This is a genomic window from Bacillus sp. VA15 (assembly GCF_055721145.1).
Map to the genome: position 1 here is coordinate 52,620 of NZ_JBVQPQ010000004.1, position 23,219 is coordinate 75,838.

Sequence of the window (23,219 nt, forward strand, 5' to 3'; positions counted from 1 at the left end):
CTACATAAGTATCCAAATTCCGACGTTCATTTTAGATTTTCCGGTCGAGCTGGCTGTGACTTCATGATTTCCCGGGAAAGGAAAATATCTTGCACTAAAGACCTCTTCTCCATTATTGATAAAGATTTCTATAGATGACGCGTCGATAAACATATGCACGGTATGCAAATCCTTGATGCGGCAATGTCTCGCTTCTGTTCGTTTTCCGTCGAAGCTCGTTCGCTCCAGCGTAACAATTCCCTCCTCCTTTTTAAAGGAAAACGCAGCCGTACCACGGATACTGATTGAAAATCCGAACTGTGTATCAATGTCTTCGATCAAGATCTCAGTTCTTTCAGGGTTTTCAACTGGAAGCGTACCAGATGATCCATGCATGTTGATTTGTATGTTCTTCTCATTCCTGCGCATGGCTTTCAGCTCAGGCAGCGGCTGCTGAATCAGCTTCTGCCCTGATAGCGTCAGCTGTCTCGGCAGCGTCATACAGTGGATCCAGTGATAGTCAATCGTCGGATGAGACCTTTCATCCTGATCAGGCACAGCCATCCATGCAAACAAAATCCGCCTTCCCTGATCATCTTCAAGTGTTTGCGGCGCGTAAAAATCAAAGCCTTGATCAAGCTCCGTAAAATCACCATGCTTCAGTTCAGGCTTGTTATAATCGAGACGTCCGACAAAATAACCTGATTGATACACGTTCTGATAACGAAAACCATCAGCCTCAAGCCCTTGAGGCGAGACTATCAGCACGTCGGACCCCTGAAGGGAAAACAAGTCAGGGCATTCCCACATGTACCCAAAATGTTCCAACCCGTTGAAGCCCGCGCCGGTTATCGAGCCGAGAAATCTCCACTCTGCCAGGTTATCAGAAGCAAACAACACAGCGTGTCCTTGCATATTCTCCGTTTGCGCACCGATCACCATATACCATGTGCCTTCATGCTCCCATACCTTCGGATCGCGAAAATGCGCCGTGTATCCCTCTGGGAGGCGGGCGACGACACCTTTTTTCTCAAAGGACAATCCGTCGTCAGATACAGCAAGGCACTGATACGTTTCCCGATTCCCATCCTGATCCCTGACATTGCCTGTGTAAAACAGATAGAGCTGATCGTCTTTCGTGACAGCGCTGCCCGAGTAGCAGCCGTTTTTATCGAACCAATCACTCGGAGCGAGCGCAATCTCTTCCCGCTTCCAATTCACAACATCCTGACTCGTATAATGTCCCCAGAATTTCGCGCCGTGCCCCGTCTGAAACGGCTGCCACTGGAAAAACACATGATAGCTGCCCTTCCAATATATCACGCCATTCGGGTCATTCAGCAGACCAACCGGCGGCATAATGTGAAAATGCTGGCGGTGCGGATCGCTATTAGCAATAGGTTCATTTTTCTCCACTTCTTCATAAGCCCGGCGACGAAGCTCCTGATCATGTGCTGTCATTTTTTTCTCCCCTCATCCTCATTAATTTTCATGATAAACGCTGCAATGAACGCTGACACTGCCGCAATCGCCATTCCAATCAGATAGTTGATCAAGTTGCCAAAGCCAAACGGCGCCGCAATAGCGATCATCGGAATACCCGTTAACCCGTAAGCGTTTGCAGCAACATGTGTAAAGACGACATATGCACCGCCCAATGCGCCTCCGATCATCGCGGCGATAAATGGTTTTCGGTAGCGAAGATTGACTCCGAATATAACTGGCTCAGTAATGCCGAGAAAAGCGGAAAATGCAGCCGGAAGCGCGATTTCTTTTGTCTTTGCCTTTTTCGCCATAAAGAAAACGGCAAGGCCCGCCCCGCCCTGTGCGACATTCGCCATTGACCAGATCGGCAGCAAGTAGTTTTTGCCTATATCTGCAATAAGCCCTGCCTCAATCGCATGGAAGCTGTGATGAACACCTGTCAAAACGATGAGTGAATACGTGCCCCCGAAAATCAGACCCGCAACAAAACCGGCATGGTCATATACATAAGTTAAAGCAACCGTAATGCCGGAGCCAAGTGCTCTGCCCAAAGGACCAATCGCGATAAAAGCGACAAACCCGGTGACAATCACTGTAACAAAAGGTGTAACAAGCAAATCTACCGCATGCGGAACCACTTTTCTTGTCCATTTCTCTACCTTGCTCATCACATAAACCGCCAACAGGACAGGGATAACAGTTCCCTGGTAGCCGAGAAGCGCGATATCAAATCCGAAAAGATGCATATAATCAGGTGTTGCTTCCGCCAAACCCCATGGATTCAAAAGCGTCGGATGAATCATGATACCCCCGATGACCGCTCCCAAGTAAGGGTTGCTGCCAAACTCTTTTGAAGCACTGACCCCGATTAAAATCGGCAAGAAAATAAATGCCGCACTTGAGAACATATCGAGCAGCTGCAGCAGTGCAGAATCCTTGCTCATCCAATGAAACGCATTGATCATACCCAGTAATCCCATTAATAGGCCGCTGGCCACAATAGCCGGGATGATTGGAACGAAAATATTAGAAAGCGTTTTCGCAAATCTCGCAGCGGGATTCAGTTTTTCTTTTGCTGCATCCTGATGATTTACGTGTTCTTCACGCTCAGTATCGGCTTCCTTAGAAAAAGCATCGTACACCTTATTGACAAGGCCTGTTCCGAAAATGATCTGGTACTGGCCAGAGCTGCTGAAAGCGCCTTTTACGCCATCAAGCTCTTCTACTTGTGCTTGATCTATCTTTGATTCATCTTTCATCACTAAACGCAGTCTTGTTGCACAATGAGCCGCGCTGATAATGTTATCTTTCCCCCCGAGAAGTTCAATGAGGCGTTTGGCAGTCTCTTTGTAATCCATCTGTTTCTCCCCCTTTTATTTAAACAAAAAAGACCTAAAATTCGCCAACGAATAAAGGACACAGCGATCCTTTTTCATTTACGCAAATTTTAGGTCTTGCCTGCTTTACCAGTCACAATCCCGCTTATTTAGATTGAGAATACGCTTTCATCATAAATCATGACAGCGTTTTCGTCAACTATTTTTTTAGTTAAAAAGTTTGATAAAACATTTAGACAAAAATTCGTAAAAAATATTTGTGAAACATTTCACAATATCGTGTTATACTATGCTCAACCATCAGAGAAAGCAGGAAAAAGACAATGGAAACTCAAGCATTGCAAAAGGTTGAACAGTACGCTTTGAACAAACAAAACATATTTGTTTCTAGCAAAATCCGTTATGTGCTCAGATCCATTTTGGCCAGCATGTTTATCGGATTCGGCATTACAGCCGCAAGCAAAACAGGCAGCTATTTCTTTATGGCGGATTCTCCGTTTGCTTTTCCGGCAGCCGCCGTCACATTCGGGGCCGCTATTCTGCTGATTGCTTACGGGGGCGGAGATTTATTTACCGGCAACACCTTTTATTTCACATATACCGCGCTCCGAAAAAAAATCCGCTGGCGCGACACTCTGTACCTATGGATGTCAAGCTATGCCGGCAATTTGATCGGCGCCATTCTATTTGCCATTCTGATCAGCGCGACAGGACTTTTTGAGGAGGCTTCTGTTCATTCCTTTTTGATTCATCTGGCAGAGCACAAAATGGAGCCGCCCGCTTCCGAACTGTTTTTCAGAGGAATGCTGTGCAATTGGCTTGTGTGCCTCGCCTTTTTCATTCCGATGTCTCTCAAAGGGGAAGGAGCAAAGCTGTTTGCCATGATGCTTTTCGTTTTCTGCTTCTTTATTTCCGGCTTTGAACACAGCATTGCCAATATGTGCACATTCGCCATCTCACTTTTGATCGAGCACCCTGATACAGTGACAGTAATGGGAGCAGTCAGAAACTTAATTCCCGTTACGCTCGGCAATCTGACCGCGGGAATGGTAATGATGGGCTGGATGTACTACACGCTCAATCCCGATAAATAAAAAAACTTCCAGAGATCACTCCCTGCAAGTCAAAGCGGTTATTCCGAGAGATCTTGAAGACGCTGGACATGCAGCGTGATATAACCGGCCTCGGAGTCCGGCAAATGTAATTGATATTCACTTTTCAAAAACTCCGCCAGCTCCAGCGCACATTGATAGGCAAATGAATACTTTTTTTGGATGAAATAAAGCATCTCCTCGTCCATACGATGGAGCGCTTCATTTGATTCCAACCGGCTGACCGCGTATCGCAAATGCGTGACAAGGCGTTGATAGGAAATGCTGTTTTCATCCACCTTTCGATTAAAGTATTGTTCTATTTTCTCTATCATTTCTTTGATCATGGTCGTATGCTTCAGCGCTGAATACATGCTCTCCGCATCCATTTTCGCCGTATGGATGTGAAGGGCAATATAACCCGCTTCATCTTCAGGAAGAGACACGCCCAATGTCTCTTTTACATGTCCGATCGCCCACAGGCCGATCTCGTATTCTTTTTTATAGAGCGCTTTTATCTCATGCAGCAATTTATTCTGCACAAGCAGCCCATTTTGAATCCTTTCGATCGCAAAGGACAAATGGTCAGAAAGCGCGATATGAATGTGGTCGCTCAGCGGCGCCACGAGCTCTCCTTCCGCATGGCTGATGATATCCTCAGCTATTTCAATATGCTCCTCCGGCAGCGTTTGCAGAATTTGTTTAAACTTTTCATTCTCGTCGTGCACGACAAAGATCTTTTCCACTTTATTCATAGGGATGAGGTCATTTTTCTTTTTTTGAAAAGCGATCCCTGGCCCCATCACGATTTTTTCCTGATCATCCTCTTTTATCAAAGCCGCATTGTTGTTTAGTACTTTATAGATTTTCAAGAGGCTATCTCTCCCGCCAATTAGCTTTTGACTGGGATTTTACCTCCTTTTGACCGCCATGTAAAGATGCGGGCCAGCTCTCTCCTGCTTTGGCGATTCCTTGAAGGCTTGCAAACATCTTCTTTTATAAAGCGCGGCGGCTTTCGCTTTCTGCTTTTCTTCCTCATTCACAGCCATCCGCCACTCATAAAACGAAACAAGTCCCGCGGCCTGCACCGCCGCTTTTCTTTGGTATGTACGCTGAGCCGAATAGACTGCGGCAGCCGCAGTTTTTCTGTCCGGCGTCACCCAGTTCATCAAAAAGACCATCCACACCCGTAAAGATACAAGCAAACGTTTCATAGAAAAACATCCCTCCGCTTCTTTTTGGCAGGCAGCCTTTTAGCAGCCCGTTTTCTCAGCCGCAGCCCACGGGAAAAGACGGCCGATTTCTTTTCTCGCAAACTAGCGGCTCTAGCAAAACTCATGACTCTATAATAGACTGCGGAAAGAGAATTCTTTGTCACAATATGAGTGAAAAAACCAACTAGTTTTTAGAAGTTTTGTTGAAAGCTGAAAGAAATGAAATGAAAATTGGAGAACTGCTTTAAAAACTTTATACACAAGTTATCCCAAAGATAAGAACAACTTAATCACAATAGATATCCACATGTCCACAAACCCTATCTATATTTTGTATAAGAACATATATTCCCAACTATATATATACACAGGTTTATTCACTTATACACAGGGTTCTGTGTATAACTCCTTCCTTATACACAAACAAAATCCAATAAATGGTCCAAATGACACAAGGATTTTTTTGAATTTTCAAGAAATATATACTAGATCTATAACATTTTTTCTAAACACAAAGGGGGAAACACATTGAAAAAGGGGATCATTCGCTTTCTGCTTCTAAGTTTTGTTGTATTTTTTGCGTTATCCACAGGTATGACAGGAGTACAGGCAGCTCCGGCTTCTTCAAAAACGTCGGCTGACCTGGAAAAAGCCGAGGTATTCGGTGATATCGACACGACAACAAGCAAAAAAACAACCGTTATCGTGGAATTAAAAGAAAAATCCTTGGCAGAGGCGAAGGAAGCGGGAGAAAGCCAAACGAAAAGCAAGCTAAAAACCGCTCGCACCACAGCAAAAAACAAAGCCCTCAAAGCGGTGAAAAACGGGAAAGTTAACCGGGAATATGAGCAGGTATTCTCAGGCTTTTCTATGAAGCTCCCAGCTAATGAGATTCCAAAACTTCTCGCGGTAAAAGACGTTAAGGCAGTATACCCGAACGTCACATACAAAACAGACAATATAAAGGATAAAGACGTCACGATCTCCGAGGACGCCGTATCTCCGCAAATGGATGACAGCGCGCCGTATATCGGAGCAAACGATGCATGGGATTTAGGCTACACAGGAAAAGGCGTCAAGGTGGCCATTATTGATACCGGGGTTGAATACAATCACCCTGATCTGAAGAAAAACTTCGGACAATATAAAGGATACGATTTTGTAGACAATGATTACGATCCAAAAGAAACACCAACAGGTGATCCGAGAGGCGGAGCAACTGACCACGGAACACACGTAGCCGGAACTGTGGCCGCAAACGGAACGATTAAAGGGGTTGCGCCTGATGCCACACTTCTCGCTTACCGCGTGTTAGGTCCTGGCGGAAGCGGCACAACAGAAAACGTCATTGCCGGCGTGGAACGTGCTGTACAGGACGGAGCAGATGTGATGAACCTGTCTCTCGGAAACTCATTAAACAACCCGGACTGGGCGACAAGCACAGCGCTTGACTGGGCCATGTCAGAAGGCGTTGTCGCTGTTACGTCAAACGGCAACAGCGGACCGAACGGCTGGACAGTCGGATCACCTGGCACATCAAGAGAAGCGATTTCTGTCGGTGCGACCCAGCTGCCGCTCAACGAATATGCCGTCACTTTCGGCTCCTACTCTTCAGCAAAAGTGATGGGCTATAACAAAGAGGACGATGTCAAGGCGCTCAATAACAAAGAAATTGAGCTTGTTGAAGCGGGAATCGGCGAAGCAAAGGACTTTGAAGGAAAAGATCTGACAGGAAAAGTCGCCGTTGTCAAACGAGGCAGCATTGCATTTGTGGATAAAGCGGATCATGCTAAAAAAGCCGGCGCCATCGGCATGGTTGTGTATAACAACCTCACTGGAGAAATTGAATCCAATGTGCCAGGCATGTCTGTGCCAACGATTAAGCTTTCATTAGAAGACGGTGAGAAACTCGTCAGCGCCATAAAAGCTGGTGAGACAAAAACAACATTCAAGTTGACGGTCTCAAAATCGCTCGGTGAGCAAGTGGCTGATTTCTCATCACGCGGCCCTGTTATGGATACGTGGATGATTAAACCTGATATTTCCGCACCAGGCGTCAATATCGTCAGCACCATCCCGACACACGATCCTAACAACCCATACGGGTACGGATCAAAACAAGGAACCAGCATGGCATCGCCTCATATTGCCGGAGCGGTTGCCGTTATCAAACAAGCCAAACCAAAGTGGAGCGTTGAACAGATCAAAGCCGCCATCATGAATACCGCTGTCACCTTAAAGGATGGCGACGGAGAAGTGTATCCTCATAACGCCCAAGGTGCAGGCAGCGCGAGAATCATGAACGCGATCAAAGCCGACTCGCTCGTCTCACCTGGAAGCTATTCATACGGTACATTCTTGAAGGAAAGCGGAAACGAAACGAAAAAAGAAACGTTTACGATTGAAAACCAATCTTCCATTAGAAAGTCATACACACTTGAATACTCATTTAACGGCAGCGGCATCTCCACATCCGGCACAAGCCGTGTTGTGATTCCGGCACATAAAACCGGAAAAGCCACTGCAAAAGTAAAAGTCAATACTAAGAAAACAAAAGCTGGCACCTATGAAGGAACGGTTATCGTCAGAGAAGGCGGAAAAACCGTCGCTAAGGTACCTACATTGCTAATTGTTAAAGAGCCGGATTATCCGAGAGTAACATCTGTCTCCGTCAGCGAAGGGTCTGTACAAGGCACCTATCAAATTGAAACCTACCTTCCTTCAGGAGCAGAAGAGCTGGCATTCCTCGTCTATGACAGCAACCTTGATTTTGCAGGCCAAGCCGGCATTTATAAAAATCAAGATAAGGGCTATCAATACTTTGACTGGGACGGCACGATCAATGGCGGAACCAAGCTTCCTGCCGGAGAATATTACTTGCTCGCCTATGCCGCAAACAAAGGCAAATCAAGCCAGGTTCTGACTGAAGAGCCTTTTACAGTTGAATAATAAGAAGCCCTGCCGAATTGAAGTGACCCCTGTCAAGTAGACAGTTTTAAAAAGGCACTAAGCAGCCTGAGTCCTGTATTGATATGGGCTCAGGTTGTTTAACTTCTTTTGGAACCGTTGATGGTTGTAAAAACGAATATATTTACATACTGCGTCTTGAACTGCTTCAACTGTTTTGAATGAATATAAGTACATACATTCCGTTTTAAAATGGCTAAAGAAACTTTCCATGCAAGCATTATCCCAACAGTTTCCTTTTCTCGACATACTGGCTTTCATCTGATATTTTTTGAGTAGGTTGTGGTAGAGGCGGGATGTATATTGGAAACCCTGGTCGCTATGCAGGAGTACTCCTTTTACATTCCGTTTTTTCTTTGCTTTTTTAAGAGTGTCTACTACAAGTTTCAGGTCATTCCTGCGACTGATCTGGTAAGCAACGATTTCATTATTATACAAGTCTTTCATCACAGACATGTACAGTTTTTGGCCGTTGAACATTAAATAGGTAATATCCGTTACCCATTTTTCATTAGGTTTAGAAGCTGTAAAATCTCTGTTTAGATGGTTGTCAGAAGTGACGTAAGTTTCTTTCTTGCCATAATAGGGTTTCTTTTTTCGGATGACTGCCCGGATCCCCAATTCATTCATAAGGCGTTGAACACGCTTGTGGTTGATATGTAATCGATATATTTTTTTCAACCATACCTGTATTCTCCGATAACCATAAATTCCTCTAAGTTTTTGATGACAATCCATGATTTTTTTCTTTACACTCTCATCCGCCTTCTGTTTTTCAGAAGGCGATTTTTGTTTTCTCAGCCATTTATAATAACCACTTTTCGAGACTCCGGCTACCTGACATAACAATTGGAGAGAATAGGTCCCTGCGGACATTTCTTTGACCACTTCAAACTTCCTTTGTGTTGGTACAATTCCTCCTTTCACATGTCCAAAAACTTTTTTAGCATTTTATTTTCAGCTTCCAGCCGTTTCATTTTAGATTCAGGATCTTCAGGCCGAATTCTTGGCCTGCCTATACCAGTGCCTTTTGCCTTGCCTCGTTTCTCTTCGAGTCCTTTCATTCCCTCTTCCTGAAAATGGTTAACCCATCTCCTTACTTGGTTTTTATCAATGTCCATTTCTCTGGCTATTGTCTGATAACCCATCCCATCATTGAGATGAAGATCAACAACTTTTTTCTTAAAGTGAATGTCATAAGTTTTACGTGTTTTCCCCATAAAAAAATCCCCTCCATAGTAGCCAGATTAGTATGCTTTCTTTTTTCTGTCTACTATGAGGGGATCATATCAAATCGGCAGGGCTTTTTTCAGATTAATTCGCAAATGCTTCCTGCAACAAGCGGTAAGAACGGAGCTTATCTTCAAAATGATGCGTAATGGTCACCGCCATGATTTCCTCAGTTCCATACGCCTTACTCAAAGCTAACAGCTGCTCCTTAACCTGTTCTTTCGTGCCGACAATCATTCGATTTCGGTTATCCGCAATTCGTCTCTGTTCATAAGGGGAGTACGTATTTTCCCGAACAGCTTCATACGAAGGAACTCCTTCTAAAGGAATGCCCTGCTCCCCTGCCAAAAGCGTAAAATCAAGCACTGCTGCAAGCTCCTCTGCCTTCTCCTCCGTGTCAGCACAAAGAACAAAAACAGCGACTGCCGCTCGGGCTGTGTCTCCTAACACAGACGGTTTAAATCGTCTCTTATACTGTCTAACCGTATCCTCTCCGCCCTCTCCATTGATAAAGTGGGCAAACATATAGCCAGCGCCTGAATCAGCGGCGAGCAGTGCGCTTTCTCCAGATGAGCCGAGCAGCCACACATCCGGCGCGGTGGAAATATGCGGCGCAGCCGTCAGATTCGGAAAACGGTGTTTGTCATCCGCCAAATCATGTAAATACATAGTCAGTTCCTTGATTTGCTGCGGATACTGATCAGCATTGCGTTTTCCTCCGTCATTCAGCGCCCATGATGCAATCGGCATTCCCCCCGGTGCTCTGCCAACCCCAAGATCAATTCTTCCCGGTGTCAGCCCCTCCAGCACACGGAAATTCTCAGCTACTTTATAAGCGCTGTAATGCGGCAGCATGACTCCGCCTGATCCAACACGGATTCGCTTCGTTTTCGCTGCTATATGACTGATTAGCACCTCAGGGCTTGACCCTGCCAGCCGCCTTGAAAAGTGATGCTCAGAAACCCAAAATCTCTTATATCCAAGGTCCTCAGCAGCCTGTGCAAGTGCAACGGTTTGCTGTAAGGCTGTTTCTGCACTGCTGCCCTCTGATACTGGAGATTGATCTAATATACTCAATGAAATCATCCCTACCACCTCATCCTCATCGTATCACTGATCCCTTATTTTTTCTCCAAAGCCGCTCACACTGCTTATCAGTGTTTCCCGATCATTCGCCATTTATTTGTGATAACATGTCTCTATTTGTCGGAATATGTTACACGTGAAACATAAAAACCCCTCCGAAGCGGAGAGGTTTGCTTTAGTTTTTATTAAAGCCTTTTTCTTTCACATAGTCATTTAAATAAGTACGCGGCTTCTGCTTCATAAAGTTCAGAATCTGATCAGACCACGTTTCTTTACGCTTTCCGTTTGTTCTTTCTCTATAATAATCAGAAATGGTTTGGTCATACGCATTCATGGTTTCGCGGAAATCATCTGTGTTTACATTATACGTATTCTCATGATAGACAGCCTGCTTTGGCAATCTCGGTTTTTTGCCGGATAGGTTTGCAGGATGGCCTACTGCCAGACCGAAAAGCGGAAGCACATGGTCAGGCGTTTGCAACACCTCTGTCACCTTGTCCAGTTCATTCCGAATGCCGCCGATATAGCAAATGCCAAGCCCCATAGATTCAGCGGCAATGCTCATATTTTGCGCTGCCAGCGCTGCATCAATCAAGCTGACCATAAACATTTCCGTATTCTCGAGCAGCTCAGAAATATTTTCGCCTTTTTCCTCAGCCAGTTTTTGGTGGCGGTGTAAGTCCGCGCAAAATACAAAAAAGTGCCCGTTGTTCTCAACGTAAGGCTGATTTCCGGCAAGCACAGACAGCTCACGTTTTTTCTCAGGATCGGAAACCCCGATAATCGAATACGCCTGGACATAGCTGGACGTAGACGCAGCCTGCGCACTTTTCACTAATATATCAATTTCTTCAGCAGTCAAAAGCTGATCAGTAAAAGACCGGATCGACCGATGATTTAAAATGGTTTCGATTGTGTTATTCATCACAAGAACCTCCTTATCTCTATTTATCATATCCGAAAAAAAGTGATCTCAAAAGTGAAATGCTCTGCACAAAAAAAGACAGCCTCTGTAAAGGCTGTCTTCATCTTAAGAATTAAAGAGATAACTTCTGTATTTCGTCAGCTGCACACTTGCGTTATACACAATCCCGAAGCCGATTAGCGTGGAAAGCGTCGAGCTTCCCCCGTAGCTGACAAACAGCAGCGGAATCCCGGTAACAGGCATAATACCGATGTTCATTCCGATATTCTGGAATGTATGGATCACTATTAACGCCGTAAAACCAACGCAAAAGAAAGATGCGAAACGGTTATACGGATGTATTTTGTCAATCAGAACGACAAGCCTGTAGATTAAGAAGAAGAACATAATGACGACAATCGCACAGCCTAAAAAGCCAAATGACTCACCTATTATAGAAAAGATAAAGTCAGTTGTACTTTCTGGAACATAAACCTTTAAATTAGAAATACCATTTCCTATAATGCCGCCAGATCCTATTGCCATAATGGCTTGATCAACTTGCCAGCTGTCATTTGAATCTTCCTGCGTCTCATTAGAAGCTGAAACCCAAGAAGTGACCCGCTTAATTTGATAATCCTGTATCCCAACTGATTTAGCAACGTCAGGAAAGTTTATTATGACTAATAAAATAAGTGAAATGAATAAGATACCTGAACCAGCAATGATCGTTATCAGTTTCCAATTTATACCCGACATGAAAATCATGACAAGAACGATAAACATACATATTCCTGCTGTCCCCGCATCTTGCATCAGGATAAGGCCAACAGGGATAACTGCGACACCCGCAATCTTTAATAAGAGATGAATATCATCCCTAAGCGTCCGAACTCCTTTAGGATTGGCTTTTCCGATGACTGAAGCAAGCATCATAATCAAACCGACCTTCATGAACTCTGAGGGCTGTATTGTTATTCTCCCAATCCTAAACCAACTTTTTGCTCCTTTAATGACCGGTGCAATGGACTCAGGACTGATCTTAAGAATAATCAAAGATAAAATACCTATGATAAAAATATATAAACTTAACTTTTCAAGTTGCTCTAAATCAAAGTACAACAGAACTGTAATCGCAATAGCTCCCAAAAGATAAAAGACAATTTGCTGTATCCAATCCGTGTTCCCATACTGCCCAAATTGACCGGCAGCATAAATTGATACTACGCTTATAATAAAAAACACACCAAATATAAAAATCAAATCCCCCTGATAAAAGGGGTTTTGCTGCTTCTTATATCGACTCATTCTATCCCGCCTTACATTTTCATCGGAAAATCACTAATGTTTATTATACATGAACCAAGTTCAAGATGACACGTGAAGCTCGCTTCCTTTTCTGTTTTTTGCGCATTTGCGGCGCTTTTTCAGCTACACGAAATATGACGTATCATAAACCGAAATGTTTCGATTGACACAAAACTTTTCAAATGAAAAAAACCCCTTTTAAATAAGGGGTTAAAAGAAATCCATAAGAAATGGAGGTTTTGACTGAAAAACATCATCAAGCCGTTTGATTTCCGATACCGGCCCATTTATCATGCCTGTTTCATAAAGGAAACGGGCATTTCTGGCGCCTAGAAAGAAAGCGGTTAAAGAAGATATGCTGCATTCTATTAGATGGTCTGATGACTCTTCTGGAATGATCTGCACTTGCTCCGAGTCGACGCGGAAAGTCTGTTGATTCCATGGGGCCCATTGATCCGTAACCTTAAAGTCAAAGGGTGCTGTCATGCGAGATTTTGGATATTCCCGAAAAAAACCTTCAACGTCAACAATGCGCGCCATACTATAAGGATATATGTCTTGTTTGACTCGGGGTTCGACAGTTAAAAAATCAAGATCTTCCTCCATCCGTACAGTCAGTTCCACTTCATTCAGCATCGAATCATGCTGGCAAATAAAATTCCACAAGCCTCTCTGTGCCTCTCTGTTCAAATAAACAAATTCCTTAACTCGCATCGTTTTATTTTTGATGTCATACACAAGATATCCACAGGGCACCCCATCTTCAGAGATATACATCGCTTTCATCCCATGGACCTTCTCTGTCCAATGCTCCTTTGAACGTTTCATCAGCCCATTATGCTTCGTTCTGTACTGATTATAGATAGCATTCACTGCATCTGTTTCATCTTTTTGAAGCCTCTTCACGTACCCAGAGACATCGCCTAGCTTTTGAAACTGTTCTTTAAGGTAGCTCAGGCGTTTTTGATAGAAACAGAGCTCCCAGCCAAATTTACGGTAAAAGGAGATCAGGAACGGATGCAAAAAGCTGATGATTTGGTTTTCTTTCTTCATGACCGTTAAAGCGTTTCGAATAAGCTCCTTTACTGTACCTTTTCTTCTGTATTCAGGCCAGGTTGCCACCCCGGCAATACCGCCCATCTTCATCTCCTGTTCCTCCAACATCACAGAAAAGGGAATGATGTGAAGCTTAGAGAGGAGTTTCTCTTGTTCTTTGATTCCGATGATGTAATGGTTCTCTAAAGCATTTACTTTCTCTTCTCGTTCCTCATCACTGAGTTCTTTCTGAAAAGCATATTCAGACATGCGGATCACTTCTCGCCAGTCTTCTTTTTCAAGCTTGACTACCTGATACATCAGCATCCCCCCTGTTTTTTTAAAAAAGCTCCGTACATTCTCCTAGCGAATTGAACTTAAAAATAAGACGATAGGTCCAGACCAATTCCACAAAAACCTGTATCAATTTCTGGAAAACATGGTATAATAATTGTAACAGAATGTTCAAAAAACAATCACAAAAAAGACACAACTCAGTTCCTCTATTTCATTTTTGTAAACGTTATCACAAAATGAAAGGAGACGGGTATGATGGACATGTTTTTTGCTTATTTATTGGTTGCCAGCGCAACACCTCTCTTTATATGGCTTGATAACAAAAAAGTCGCACTCTCAGCTATTCCGCCAATCATCTTAATGTGGGTATTCTTCTTCTTTTACGCAACAGAAAGCCTTTCTCCACTCGGACACACTCTCATGATTATCTTGTTTGCCGTCAACGTCATTGTCGCTCATATCGCCGCGTTTCTCATTTACGGTCTTCCGTATCTTCGCAGAAAGCGAAGCAGCTGAGGACAGCAAAAAACCCTCTTCTAACGAAGAGGGTTTTTGTATTATTCGTTGTGGCCTGAATGCTCTGAGTGTTCAGCGCCTCCAGGAGGATTTCCGTCCATATGGTCACCATGGTGATAGTGAGCTGCGAAAATCCAGATGGAACCAAGTACGATAACGATCGCGCCGAAGAATCCGAACAGCGTGTTTCCGACTTGGATACCGCCGTTTTCGCTCTCTGTCATGTGCATGAACATGAGAAGCTGCAGCGCCGCCTGGATGAAGGCGAAGCCGAAAATGATCCAAAGTTTTGCTGATGAGCTCAGGTCAGTATACACTGCAACCCATAGAGCCAGCAGGGTCAAAACGATAGACAGTGCAAAACCTACAATGTGCTTCCATGGAAAGTGACTGTGTTCAGCAGATTTGTTTGCCATTTTACAGACCCCCCAATCCCATGAGATAGACACCTGTAAAGATGAAAATCCATACAACATCTAAGAAGTGCCAGTACAAGCTTGAGATAAAGATTTTAGATGAAGTTTGCGGAGTTAAGCCGCGTTTCTTCAACTGAATCAGAATTCCTGTAATCCAGAAAATACCGATTGTTACGTGAGTTCCGTGAGTTCCAAGTAAAACAAAGAATCCAGACCAGAACGCACTTGTACCGAGAGATGCTCCTTCATGTACATAGTGGACAAACTCGTTGATCTCGCATCCGACGAAGCCGGCGCCGAGAAGAAGAGTGATAATTGTCCAAATGACTACGCCTTTTAAACTTCCGCGGCGCATTTCATGAACAGCGATCCCGCAGGTAAAGCTGCTGATAAGCAGCAAGAACGTCATAATCATTACCAGATTCACTTCAAACAGTTCGTCCGGTAAGACACCTCCTGCTGTTCTGTTTTGAAGAACGAAGAAGGTTGCAAATAGTGTTGAGAACAACACAATTTCTGCCCCTAAAAAGATCCAAAACCCGAGAATATTAAGTCTGCCGGTTTCAGATTGATATTCCATAGGCGCGTTAGAATTGCCGTGTTCTGCATGTTCCATAACTCACGCCTCCTTATTCGGAAATCTTTCTTTCCGTCTCTTTTATTTCATCAACACTAATGTAGTAGCCGTTGTCGTATTCGAATGAACGCAGAACCATGCAGAGCAGGACTCCGATCAATCCGACTACGCCCATCCAGTACCATTCAAAGACAAGTCCAAAGCCGGCGATACCGAAGGCAACAGACATAAAGAACGGTCTGCCTGAGTTGCTTGGCATATGGATTTTCTTGAATTTGCTTTCAGGGTATAACTCGGTTTTTTCTTCTTTCATATGATGGAATGCATCCTTAGATTTGACTTCAGGAAGCACCGCAAAGTTGTAATGCGGCGGAATCGCAGAAGAAGTCGCCCAATCAAGACTGCGTCCCACACCCCATGAATCTCCGCTGATTTCACGAGTTGAGTAGCGGAAGCTGTAGTAGATGTTATAGCAAAGGATTAAGAATCCTACACCCATCATGAAAGCTCCGACAGTTGAAATAAAGTTCAATGTTGTCCAGCCGTCATTCGGTCCGTATGTGTAAATACGGCGAGGCATGCCTTGAAGCCCCAAGAAATATTGCGGGAAGAAACAAATATTGAACCCGATCATAAAGATCCAGAAGAACCATTTTCCGATTCTTTCGTTCAGCTTGTGGCCGAACATTTTTGGATACCAGAAAATAAATCCGGCGAAACAAGCAAATACAGTACCTGCGATCAGCACATAGTGGAAGTGAGATACAAGGAAGTACGTATTATGGTATTGATAATCCGCTGCTGCCATCGCAAGCATAACCCCTGTAACTCCGCCGATTACGAAGTTAGGAATGAACGCAAGCGCCCACAGCATAGGCGTTGTAAAGCTGATTCGGCCTTTATACATGGTAAAGAGCCAGTTAAAGATTTTAACCCCGGTCGGAATCGAGATAGCCATTGTCGTAATTGAGAAGAAAGAGTTAACGGACGCACTGTTCCCCATTGTGAAAAAGTGGTGAGTCCAAACTAGGAAACTCAATACGGAGATGGCGATAATAGAACCAACCATCGCTGTGTAACCAAACAATTGTTTTCTTGCAAAGCTAGAGATAATCTCAGAGAAAATACCGAATGCCGGAAGAATAACGATATATACTTCAGGATGTCCCCAAATCCAGAACAAGTTTGCCCAAAGCATCGGCATACCGCCTGCTTCCAATGTGAAAAAGTGAGCACCGAACAAACGATCAAATGATAAAAGTGCTAAAGCTACTGTAAGTACAGGGAACGCAAACACGATAATAACCATTGTGATCAGTGTTGTCCATGTAAACATCGGCATACGCATCAGTGTCATGCCTTTTGTTCTCATTTTTAAGATTGTTACCATAAAGTTGATCCCTGTCATCAGCGTACCGATACCGGCAATCTGAAGTCCGAGGAGATAGTAGTTCTCACCCGGTCCAGGGCTCATGTCATTACTTGCAAGCGGCATGTAACTTGTCCAGCCTGCGTTCGGAGAACCTCCGATTACGAAAGAAATATTGAAAAGCATCGCCCCTACGAAGAACGTCCAGAAGCTCAGGTTGTTCAAGTAAGGAAATGCAACGTCGCGAGCACCGATTTGAAGAGGTACAACAACGTTAATAAGACCGATCAAAAACGGCATCGCCATGAAGATGATCATGATCGTACCGTGAGTCGTAAAAATTTCATTATAGTGGTTTGAGTCTAAAAAACTGTTATTCGGAAGCGCTAGCTGGGCACGCATCATCAGACCGTCGACACCGCCGCGGAATAGCATAATTACAGCAGATATAATATACATGATTCCGAGTTTTTTATGGTCAACAGTTGTTATCCATTCAGACCAGAGCCATTTCCATTTCTTGAAGTAGGTAAGAACAACAATGATGGCAATGGTAGATAGTGCAATGGAAACTTGTGCGCCCAGAATTAATGGGTCACCAGTTACAAAAAATTCATCCCATTTAAATTTCATGCGGGCTTCCTCCTTTCCTGATCAATATCATTCTTCTGTATCATCAGACTTCTTAAATTCATTTTCTTTTACGTTTTCAAACGGATCTGTTTTAGAGTGAGGTGAAACGGCTTGGTAGCCAAGGCGTTTGCGGGCCTCCATCGCGTATTCTGCATCTTGTCCGTGATCAACGTATTTTAAGTGGGTAGAAGAGAACGTTAATTCGTCCACATTTTCAGGAAGCATTAATTGATCATACTTCTCTTTTGTCAGCTTAGGAGCCTCATTTTGAGTCTTTTTCACCCAGCTGTTAAAGTCTTTTTCTGTTACAGCATTCACATCAAACTCTTGGTCGGCAAAATGTTCGCCTGTGAAGTTCGCGTTGCGGCCTTCATAAGTTCCCACTTCATCAGCCTGTAAGTATTGATCCATCAGCATTCCTGCCATCGCGTATTTTTGTCCTCCAAGCTGAGGAATCCAAAGCGAAGCCATTGAATCTGCAGATGAAATTTTGAACAAGATCGGGCGGTCGACAGGAATGTTTAAGTAGTTGACCGTTTCAATATCCTGTTCAGGGTAGCTGAATACCCATTTCCAGTCTACCGAAGTAGCATAAACAACAAGAGGTTCTTTGTCTTTTGTTGCTTCAGGAGCTTTTTCTAACGAATATATCGTCTGTACGGTTGGCACAGAAAGTGCAATGACGATTAAAATTGGGATCACTGTCCAGACTACTTCTAAGAACGTGTTTCCGTGAATTTTTGGGTTATAAGATCCATTATCTTTGCCTTTACGGTCGCGGTATTTTACTAAAATAATGGTAAATAGAACAAAGACAACCCCGACGATAAACAGCATAAATCCGATAGATAACAGGATTAAATCACTTTGCTGTTCAGCTACAGGCCCTTTCGGATCTAGTACTGAAGCATTGCTGCATCCCCCAAGGACGAAAACCACAGTTAACAGCGCTAATACAAGTAACGGTTTTAATGCTCTGAACAAGAAGATCACCATCCTTCCTATTGATGTAATAAATCTGAAGTGCATACTTCCTCAAAATCTTTTCTCTACTTTGTTATGCTATCAAAAACTTCACTTATTAGCTTTATTTTTTTATAAACTTCATCCCATTTTCGCTTAAATGTCATAAAATCGACAAAAATTGCTCCAACTTTATTCACATCTATCGCTTAAGATGAAAAGTTTCTAGTTATTTCCGCATATAAGTAAAGAAAGATGATGAAGAACTAATTCTGACAAATAAAGGTTTACCACAATAAAAAACTTAGGTCAATCAAAAGTTTCATTTTGTTAAACTTTCTAGAAAGGAATTATTTTTTCCTTGTCTAGCATCTTTTCACACGGCTACCATTTTAACGCAACCAATTTTGAAAGAAAAGGCTTATTAAAGCGGCGATATGTTCTGAACTGTTCCCATTTTTTATGAGAGCATCCAATTGTTTATCTTATACAAAAAAGAGGAATGATATAAGCAAATAAATATAAAATAGGATGTGTTGTATGATGAGTTTTATTATTTCCCTTATCGTCGCAATTATTATCGGATGGCTTGGCAGCCTGTTTGTTAAAGGAGATATGCCGGGCGGAATTATCGGGTCTATGATCGCGGGTCTTATCGGTGCGTGGATCGGACACGGGCTGCTGGGTACATGGGGCCCGAACCTAGCCGGATTTGCCATTATTCCAGCGGTGATCGGCGCAGCCATTGTTGTATTTCTAGTAAGCCTGTTAGCCAGAAAAAGAGGATAAAAGTAACAGTGCCCAAAGCATCAGCGCTTTGGGCATTTGTTTTGCGAAAAAATCGGAAAAGCCTCAACCCTAACGGTTGAGGCTTTTGACTGGTTTGACGCCTAAATGATCGATAAACCTTCTGAAGGCCTGTTTTCCTTCCGTTGTCTGTTTAAATACACCGGCGTGTTCAAGAATGCGCGCGAATACATGTCCAAGCTCTTCCTTTATGACTAGATCCACATTCTCTTTTGTTATCGTTCTTTTTTCCATCATCCGAAGAGCCCACTCCTTATGCTTTGCTGTGAGCGGATTTTGTTCTAAAGCGGATTTCGGATCAGCAGAGCATAGCGCCGCTGCCGTTTCTTTCATTTCTTTCTGTAAACGGCCCGGCAATATCGCCAATCCCATGACCTCAATCAGGCCGATATTTTCTTTTTTGATATGGTGAACTTCCTGATGAGGATGAAATATTCCTAATGGATGCTCCTCATCCGTCCGATTGTTTCTCAGCACGATATCGAGTTCATACAAGTCTCCCCTGCGTCGCGCAATCGGAGTGACCGTATTATGGGGCGTATCGCCTGTATAGGCGGCTATGCCGGCTTTTTCATCGGAATACGTTTGCCACGTGCGGAATAGATGATCAGCAGCTTCGGCGACATGATCCGGTTTGTCTCCTTGGAGCCTGAGCACGGACATTGGCCACTTCACTAAGCCCAGCGACACGCCGGGATAATCATTTAATTCATAAACGTCTTCCGCTTCTGCACGCGCCATCGGAAAATCGTGTGCCCCGCCTTGGAAATGATCATGGCTTAGGATGCTGCCGCCGACAATCGGCAGGTCCGCGTTTGAACCAATAAAGTAATGCGGATATTGTCCGAGAAATGACAGCAGCCTTTCAAATGTTTTTCTGCTGATCTCCATCGGTTCATGCTCACCCTTTAAGACAATGCAATGCTCCGGATAATAGACGTATGGCGAAAACTGCAAGTACCATTGTTCGTCTTTAAGGATGACCGGAATGATTCTGTGGTTTTGGCGGGCTGGATGATTCACGCTTCCCTCAAACCCAACATTTTCTTTACAAAGCAAACACATTGGGTAATTTGTCTGCGCCTGTTCTTTTGCAGCTGCAATCGCTTTCGGGTCTTTTTCGGGCTTTGATAGATTAATAGTCATTTCCAACTCGCCATATTCGGTCGGCACCGTCCAATGAACATTTTTGGCGATCCTGTCAGACCGGATATAATAGACATCCTCTGAATATTGATAGAATTCCTTTGTGGCCTGTTTTGGGCCGTATAATGCTTTTGTCTCTTCAAACTTGCGTATGACCTCAGACGGAGCAGGTACGAAACATCCCATCAGCTTTGCGCTGAGCAAGTCACGGTATGTGTCTGTATCCGCTTCCATCCGACCGGTTTCCGCAGCCCATTTGTAAATAGGAGCAAGCAAATCCGGCAGGCTTTGTGCCTGCTTGATGCAAGTGTGGGAGACCGGCTCGGGGTGTTTGATGTCCAACACTTCATAAAGGCGGTTTCTCGTATATTCCCGATCCCAGATCGAAATGAGTTTTCGTTCCAGTCCATACTCCAGCAGCTGTTCCAGGTGTTCAATGATACTCATTTGTCATTCCCCCTTTAGCTCTCTCGCTCCCTCTCCGATATCAGCGACATAAAAATCCGCTTTGAGCCCTGTTTTTTCTTGATATCTGTCTCCTACCTTTTGGATAAAATCATCAACAAACGCATCTTTTACAATGCTGATGGTGCAGCCGCCGAAGCCCGCTCCCGTCATTCTTGAGCCAATCACACCTTCGTGTTCCCACGCCGCAAACACAAGCTCATCAAGTTCAAGGCATGTCACTTCATAATCATCCTTCAGTGAAAGGTGGGATTCCTTCATTAACCGCCCGATTTCATCTACATTATTTTCCTTGAACATATGAGCCGTCTTGATAGCACGGTGATTTTCGTATACGGCGTGCTTTGCCCGGCGTCTGTTCGTTTCATTTTGGATCAAGCTGGAATGCGCGTCGAAATCAGAGGGCTTGATGTCGCCCAGCGAGGCAATATCAAGTGCTTTTTGCAGATCAAGCAAGGCGTCATGGCACTCTTGGCGTCTCGTATTATAGCTTGAGTCTGCCAATGTCCTTTTTTTGTTCGTGTTCGCGATGACCAGCGCGAGGCCTGAGACATCGAGTTTGCTATATTCATAGTCCAGCGTGTCGCAGTTCAGCAGCATCGCATGGTGTTTTTTCCCCATTCCGATTGCAAATTGGTCCATAATCCCGCAATTAACACCGATAAATGTGTTTTCCGCATGCTGCGCCATTTTCACAAGCTCAAGCGCATCCACTTCAGGATGAAAATAGCTTTGGAGCACAACTCCCATCAGCAATTCAATAGAAGCGGAGGACGACAGTCCCGCTCCGTTTGGAATATTCCCTGAAAACACAATGTCAAAGCCATGAGGAATTGAATAGCCCCTTTGCTGAAATTCATAAATGACGCCTTTCGGATAGTTCGCCCAGTCGTCTTCTTTTTGATAGCGGATGTCGTCAAGGCAGCATTCCTTGATCCCTGCGTCTTTAAAGTTGTCTGAATACATCCGGACAACCCCGTCGTTTCTTTCTGCAACAGCAGCATATGTACCCATTGTCAGCGCGCACGGAAACACATGCCCGCCGTTATAATCTGTATGTTCCCCAATCAGATTCACTCTTCCAGGTGCGAAAAAAAACCGTAACCCCTCTTTTTCTCCGAATACACTTGCAAATATCCCCTTTAGCTCTTCCCGCATGTGCAATCACCTTTCATTGTTTTATTTTTTTATTTCCCCTTATTTCTTCAGTGAAAACTGTAGATCATACGCTGCTGTCCCCTGTTATACCCCTTCCTCTTTTGTCTTTTTAAAGACGAGCCATTTGCTTGCGGCATAGTTAACGACAACAATCACCGCGTTGTCGAGTATTTTGGCAAGAGTTTCATTTGTATTGAACTGGCCGACAAGAATGATCATCATGCCTAAATCTATGCCAAGAGACAGGACCCGAACGCTGAAAAAGGCAGTGATCTCTTTTATCAGGCTCTGCAGGTCATGTGTTTTTTGCTGAAATACATATAATTTATTTGTTATGTAAGCAAACAGCACGGACAAAATCCAAGCGGCTATAGTAGCGGCTTTGTAATCCATATTCATGATCTCTACCAATATATAAAAGCTGGCGATATTCACAATGGTTGTGAAAACCCCCATAATGATATACATAATCATTTCTCTATACTTCACTGATGTTCCTCGCTTCCTGAATAACTTTTCAAAATTCTTGGGCTCACTTGCTCTCTGTCCAGAGTAAAAAAAACAGAGAGTGCGTCTAAAAAGCTGCGGAATGTGGCCGGCTGACCCAATACATACGATTGTTTGATGATTCCGTCGAGCACTGCACATATTATTTTAGCCGTATATTCCGGATCAATACAGGCGTCAATCAGCTTTCTCTCCTTCAGCCACTTAATATATAACGCGTTTTCTTCCACCCACAATTCGTACAGCCGGACATAGGCCTTGCATTTCTGAAGGACTTTGTATGTCGGCATATTCATGGCAAATGAGGTAATCTCCCACGACGGCTTATTTATGTAATAGGAATAAAGCAGCTCTGCGGCATGTTTTGCAGCCTCGTCCAATGTCAGCGGTTTCACTGAGACCTGCTCCATTTGATCAAGATACCCTATGATGATCTCTTTTTTCATCTGTCGTTTTTCGAGAAGATGCTGCAGAAAATCCTCCTTGCTGACAAAATGAACATAAAACGCTCCTTTGCTGTACCCGGCTGCTCTGCTGATATCCTCTACAGAAACCGGATCATACGCTCGGTCAATCAACAAATTCAAGCCAGCGTCTATAAAACTTTGAAATGTTGCTTCTCTTTTCATTTGAAATTTGTTTTTTTTCATATTTTTCTCCAGGCGGTATGATTACCCTTATCTTACAACGGATCAATCTTTAGCGGTATTTATTTCTTTGGACGCTTAT

The 23,219-nt window shown here is 43.8% G+C and carries 22 protein-coding genes; 4 read left to right on the forward strand and 18 right to left on the reverse strand.

The features are described 5' to 3' along the window. Window positions 1–1,440, reverse strand: coding sequence for a sucrose-6-phosphate hydrolase (sacA, locus tag AC0DBE_RS12060; protein ID WP_472962281.1), 1,440 nt, complete (start codon window positions 1,438–1,440; stop codon window positions 1–3). Next, complete coding sequence (gene scrA / locus AC0DBE_RS12065; RefSeq protein ID WP_014115610.1) at window positions 1,437–2,822, reverse strand: PTS system sucrose transporter subunit IIBC; 1,386 nt, start codon at window positions 2,820–2,822, stop codon at window positions 1,437–1,439. Before scrA ends, sacA begins: the two co-directional genes overlap by 4 nt. A 302-nt stretch (window positions 2,823–3,124) precedes the next feature. On the opposite strand from scrA, the gene AC0DBE_RS12070 reads away from it, so the two are divergent. After that, entirely contained in the window at window positions 3,125–3,895 is a 771-nt protein-coding gene (locus AC0DBE_RS12070) for a formate/nitrite transporter family protein (RefSeq protein ID WP_087987339.1), read from the forward strand. Window positions 3,896–3,933: 38 nt separating this feature from the next. Here AC0DBE_RS12070 and sacT read toward each other — a convergent pair whose 3' ends face one another. After that, window positions 3,934–4,764 carry a sac operon transcriptional antiterminator SacT gene (sacT, locus tag AC0DBE_RS12075; protein WP_014115612.1) on the reverse strand — a complete coding sequence of 277 codons (831 nt, stop codon included), beginning with the start codon at window positions 4,762–4,764 and terminating at the stop codon, window positions 3,934–3,936. Between the two features lie 39 nt (window positions 4,765–4,803). Then, window positions 4,804–5,106: a hypothetical protein gene (locus AC0DBE_RS12080; protein ID WP_003222155.1), complete on the reverse strand. Its 303-nt coding sequence runs from the start codon at window positions 5,104–5,106 to the stop codon at window positions 4,804–4,806. A gap of 528 nt (window positions 5,107–5,634) precedes the next feature. Here AC0DBE_RS12080 and vpr point away from each other — a divergent pair. Then, a complete protein-coding gene (vpr, locus tag AC0DBE_RS12085; RefSeq protein ID WP_072183247.1) occupies window positions 5,635–8,055 on the forward strand; it encodes a serine protease Vpr in 2,421 nt (806 codons plus the stop codon). 57 nt (window positions 8,056–8,112) lie between these two features. On the opposite strand, the gene AC0DBE_RS12090 is transcribed toward vpr, so the two are convergent. The 6 genes from AC0DBE_RS12090 to AC0DBE_RS12115 all read right to left on the reverse strand — a co-directional run bounded on the left by AC0DBE_RS12090 (window position 8,113) and on the right by AC0DBE_RS12115 (window position 13,957). Next, entirely contained in the window at window positions 8,113–9,000 is an 888-nt protein-coding gene (locus tag AC0DBE_RS12090) for an IS3 family transposase (protein WP_472962285.1), read from the reverse strand. Continuing rightward, complete coding sequence (locus tag AC0DBE_RS12095) at window positions 8,997–9,293, reverse strand: transposase (RefSeq protein WP_472962287.1); 297 nt, start codon at window positions 9,291–9,293, stop codon at window positions 8,997–8,999. The genes AC0DBE_RS12090 and AC0DBE_RS12095 overlap by 4 nt, the downstream gene beginning before the upstream one ends. A gap of 94 nt (window positions 9,294–9,387) precedes the next feature. After that, the gene (locus AC0DBE_RS12100; RefSeq protein WP_061186546.1) at window positions 9,388–10,389 is read right to left on the reverse strand and encodes an LLM class flavin-dependent oxidoreductase; all 1,002 of its coding nucleotides are present in this window, start codon (window positions 10,387–10,389) and stop codon (window positions 9,388–9,390) included. A 175-nt stretch (window positions 10,390–10,564) separates the two neighbouring features. Then, window positions 10,565–11,314: an oxygen-insensitive NADPH nitroreductase gene (nfsA, locus tag AC0DBE_RS12105; RefSeq protein ID WP_472962290.1), complete on the reverse strand. Its 750-nt coding sequence runs from the start codon at window positions 11,312–11,314 to the stop codon at window positions 10,565–10,567. A gap of 105 nt (window positions 11,315–11,419) precedes the next feature. Continuing rightward, on the reverse strand, window positions 11,420–12,601 hold the full coding sequence (gene rodA, locus AC0DBE_RS12110; protein WP_061186547.1) for a cell shape-determining peptidoglycan glycosyltransferase RodA: 1,182 nt from the start codon (window positions 12,599–12,601) through the stop codon (window positions 11,420–11,422). Window positions 12,602–12,811: 210 nt separating this feature from the next. Next, window positions 12,812–13,957: a GNAT family N-acetyltransferase gene (locus tag AC0DBE_RS12115; protein ID WP_472962292.1), complete on the reverse strand. Its 1,146-nt coding sequence runs from the start codon at window positions 13,955–13,957 to the stop codon at window positions 12,812–12,814. A gap of 228 nt (window positions 13,958–14,185) precedes the next feature. Between AC0DBE_RS12115 and ywcE the strand changes: the two genes are divergently transcribed. Then, the gene (ywcE, locus tag AC0DBE_RS12120; protein WP_472962294.1) at window positions 14,186–14,449 is read left to right on the forward strand and encodes a spore morphogenesis/germination protein YwcE; all 264 of its coding nucleotides are present in this window, start codon (window positions 14,186–14,188) and stop codon (window positions 14,447–14,449) included. A 41-nt stretch (window positions 14,450–14,490) separates the two neighbouring features. On the opposite strand, the gene qoxD is transcribed toward ywcE, so the two are convergent. Genes qoxD through qoxA form a run of 4 tightly spaced genes read right to left on the reverse strand, consistent with a single transcriptional unit; the run spans window position 14,491 to window position 18,437 of the window. Continuing rightward, the gene (gene qoxD / locus AC0DBE_RS12125; protein WP_003222169.1) at window positions 14,491–14,865 is read right to left on the reverse strand and encodes a cytochrome aa3 quinol oxidase subunit IV; all 375 of its coding nucleotides are present in this window, start codon (window positions 14,863–14,865) and stop codon (window positions 14,491–14,493) included. A gap of 1 nt (window position 14,866) precedes the next feature. Then, a complete protein-coding gene (gene qoxC, locus AC0DBE_RS12130; protein WP_003236031.1) occupies window positions 14,867–15,481 on the reverse strand; it encodes a cytochrome aa3 quinol oxidase subunit III in 615 nt (204 codons plus the stop codon). Window positions 15,482–15,494: 13 nt separating this feature from the next. Next, window positions 15,495–17,444 carry a cytochrome aa3 quinol oxidase subunit I gene (qoxB, locus tag AC0DBE_RS12135; RefSeq protein WP_061186549.1) on the reverse strand — a complete coding sequence of 650 codons (1,950 nt, stop codon included), beginning with the start codon at window positions 17,442–17,444 and terminating at the stop codon, window positions 15,495–15,497. A gap of 27 nt (window positions 17,445–17,471) precedes the next feature. Next, complete coding sequence (gene qoxA, locus AC0DBE_RS12140) at window positions 17,472–18,437, reverse strand: cytochrome aa3 quinol oxidase subunit II (RefSeq protein WP_079287695.1); 966 nt, start codon at window positions 18,435–18,437, stop codon at window positions 17,472–17,474. Window positions 18,438–18,950: 513 nt separating this feature from the next. On the opposite strand from qoxA, the gene AC0DBE_RS12145 reads away from it, so the two are divergent. Then, window positions 18,951–19,196 carry a GlsB/YeaQ/YmgE family stress response membrane protein gene (locus tag AC0DBE_RS12145; RefSeq protein WP_003222176.1) on the forward strand — a complete coding sequence of 82 codons (246 nt, stop codon included), beginning with the start codon at window positions 18,951–18,953 and terminating at the stop codon, window positions 19,194–19,196. A gap of 69 nt (window positions 19,197–19,265) precedes the next feature. On the opposite strand, the gene galT is transcribed toward AC0DBE_RS12145, so the two are convergent. The 4 genes from galT to AC0DBE_RS12165 all read right to left on the reverse strand — a co-directional run bounded on the left by galT (window position 19,266) and on the right by AC0DBE_RS12165 (window position 23,140). Next, on the reverse strand, window positions 19,266–20,807 hold the full coding sequence (gene galT / locus AC0DBE_RS12150; RefSeq protein WP_472962298.1) for a UDP-glucose--hexose-1-phosphate uridylyltransferase: 1,542 nt from the start codon (window positions 20,805–20,807) through the stop codon (window positions 19,266–19,268). A 3-nt stretch (window positions 20,808–20,810) separates the two neighbouring features. Continuing rightward, window positions 20,811–21,983, reverse strand: coding sequence for a galactokinase (locus AC0DBE_RS12155; RefSeq protein ID WP_472962300.1), 1,173 nt, complete (start codon window positions 21,981–21,983; stop codon window positions 20,811–20,813). Window positions 21,984–22,067: 84 nt separating this feature from the next. Beyond that, a complete protein-coding gene (locus tag AC0DBE_RS12160; RefSeq protein ID WP_014115623.1) occupies window positions 22,068–22,451 on the reverse strand; it encodes a GtrA family protein in 384 nt (127 codons plus the stop codon). A gap of 17 nt (window positions 22,452–22,468) precedes the next feature. Next, window positions 22,469–23,140 carry a TetR/AcrR family transcriptional regulator gene (locus AC0DBE_RS12165; protein ID WP_072565468.1) on the reverse strand — a complete coding sequence of 224 codons (672 nt, stop codon included), beginning with the start codon at window positions 23,138–23,140 and terminating at the stop codon, window positions 22,469–22,471. Window positions 23,141–23,219: the final 79 nt, after the last annotated feature.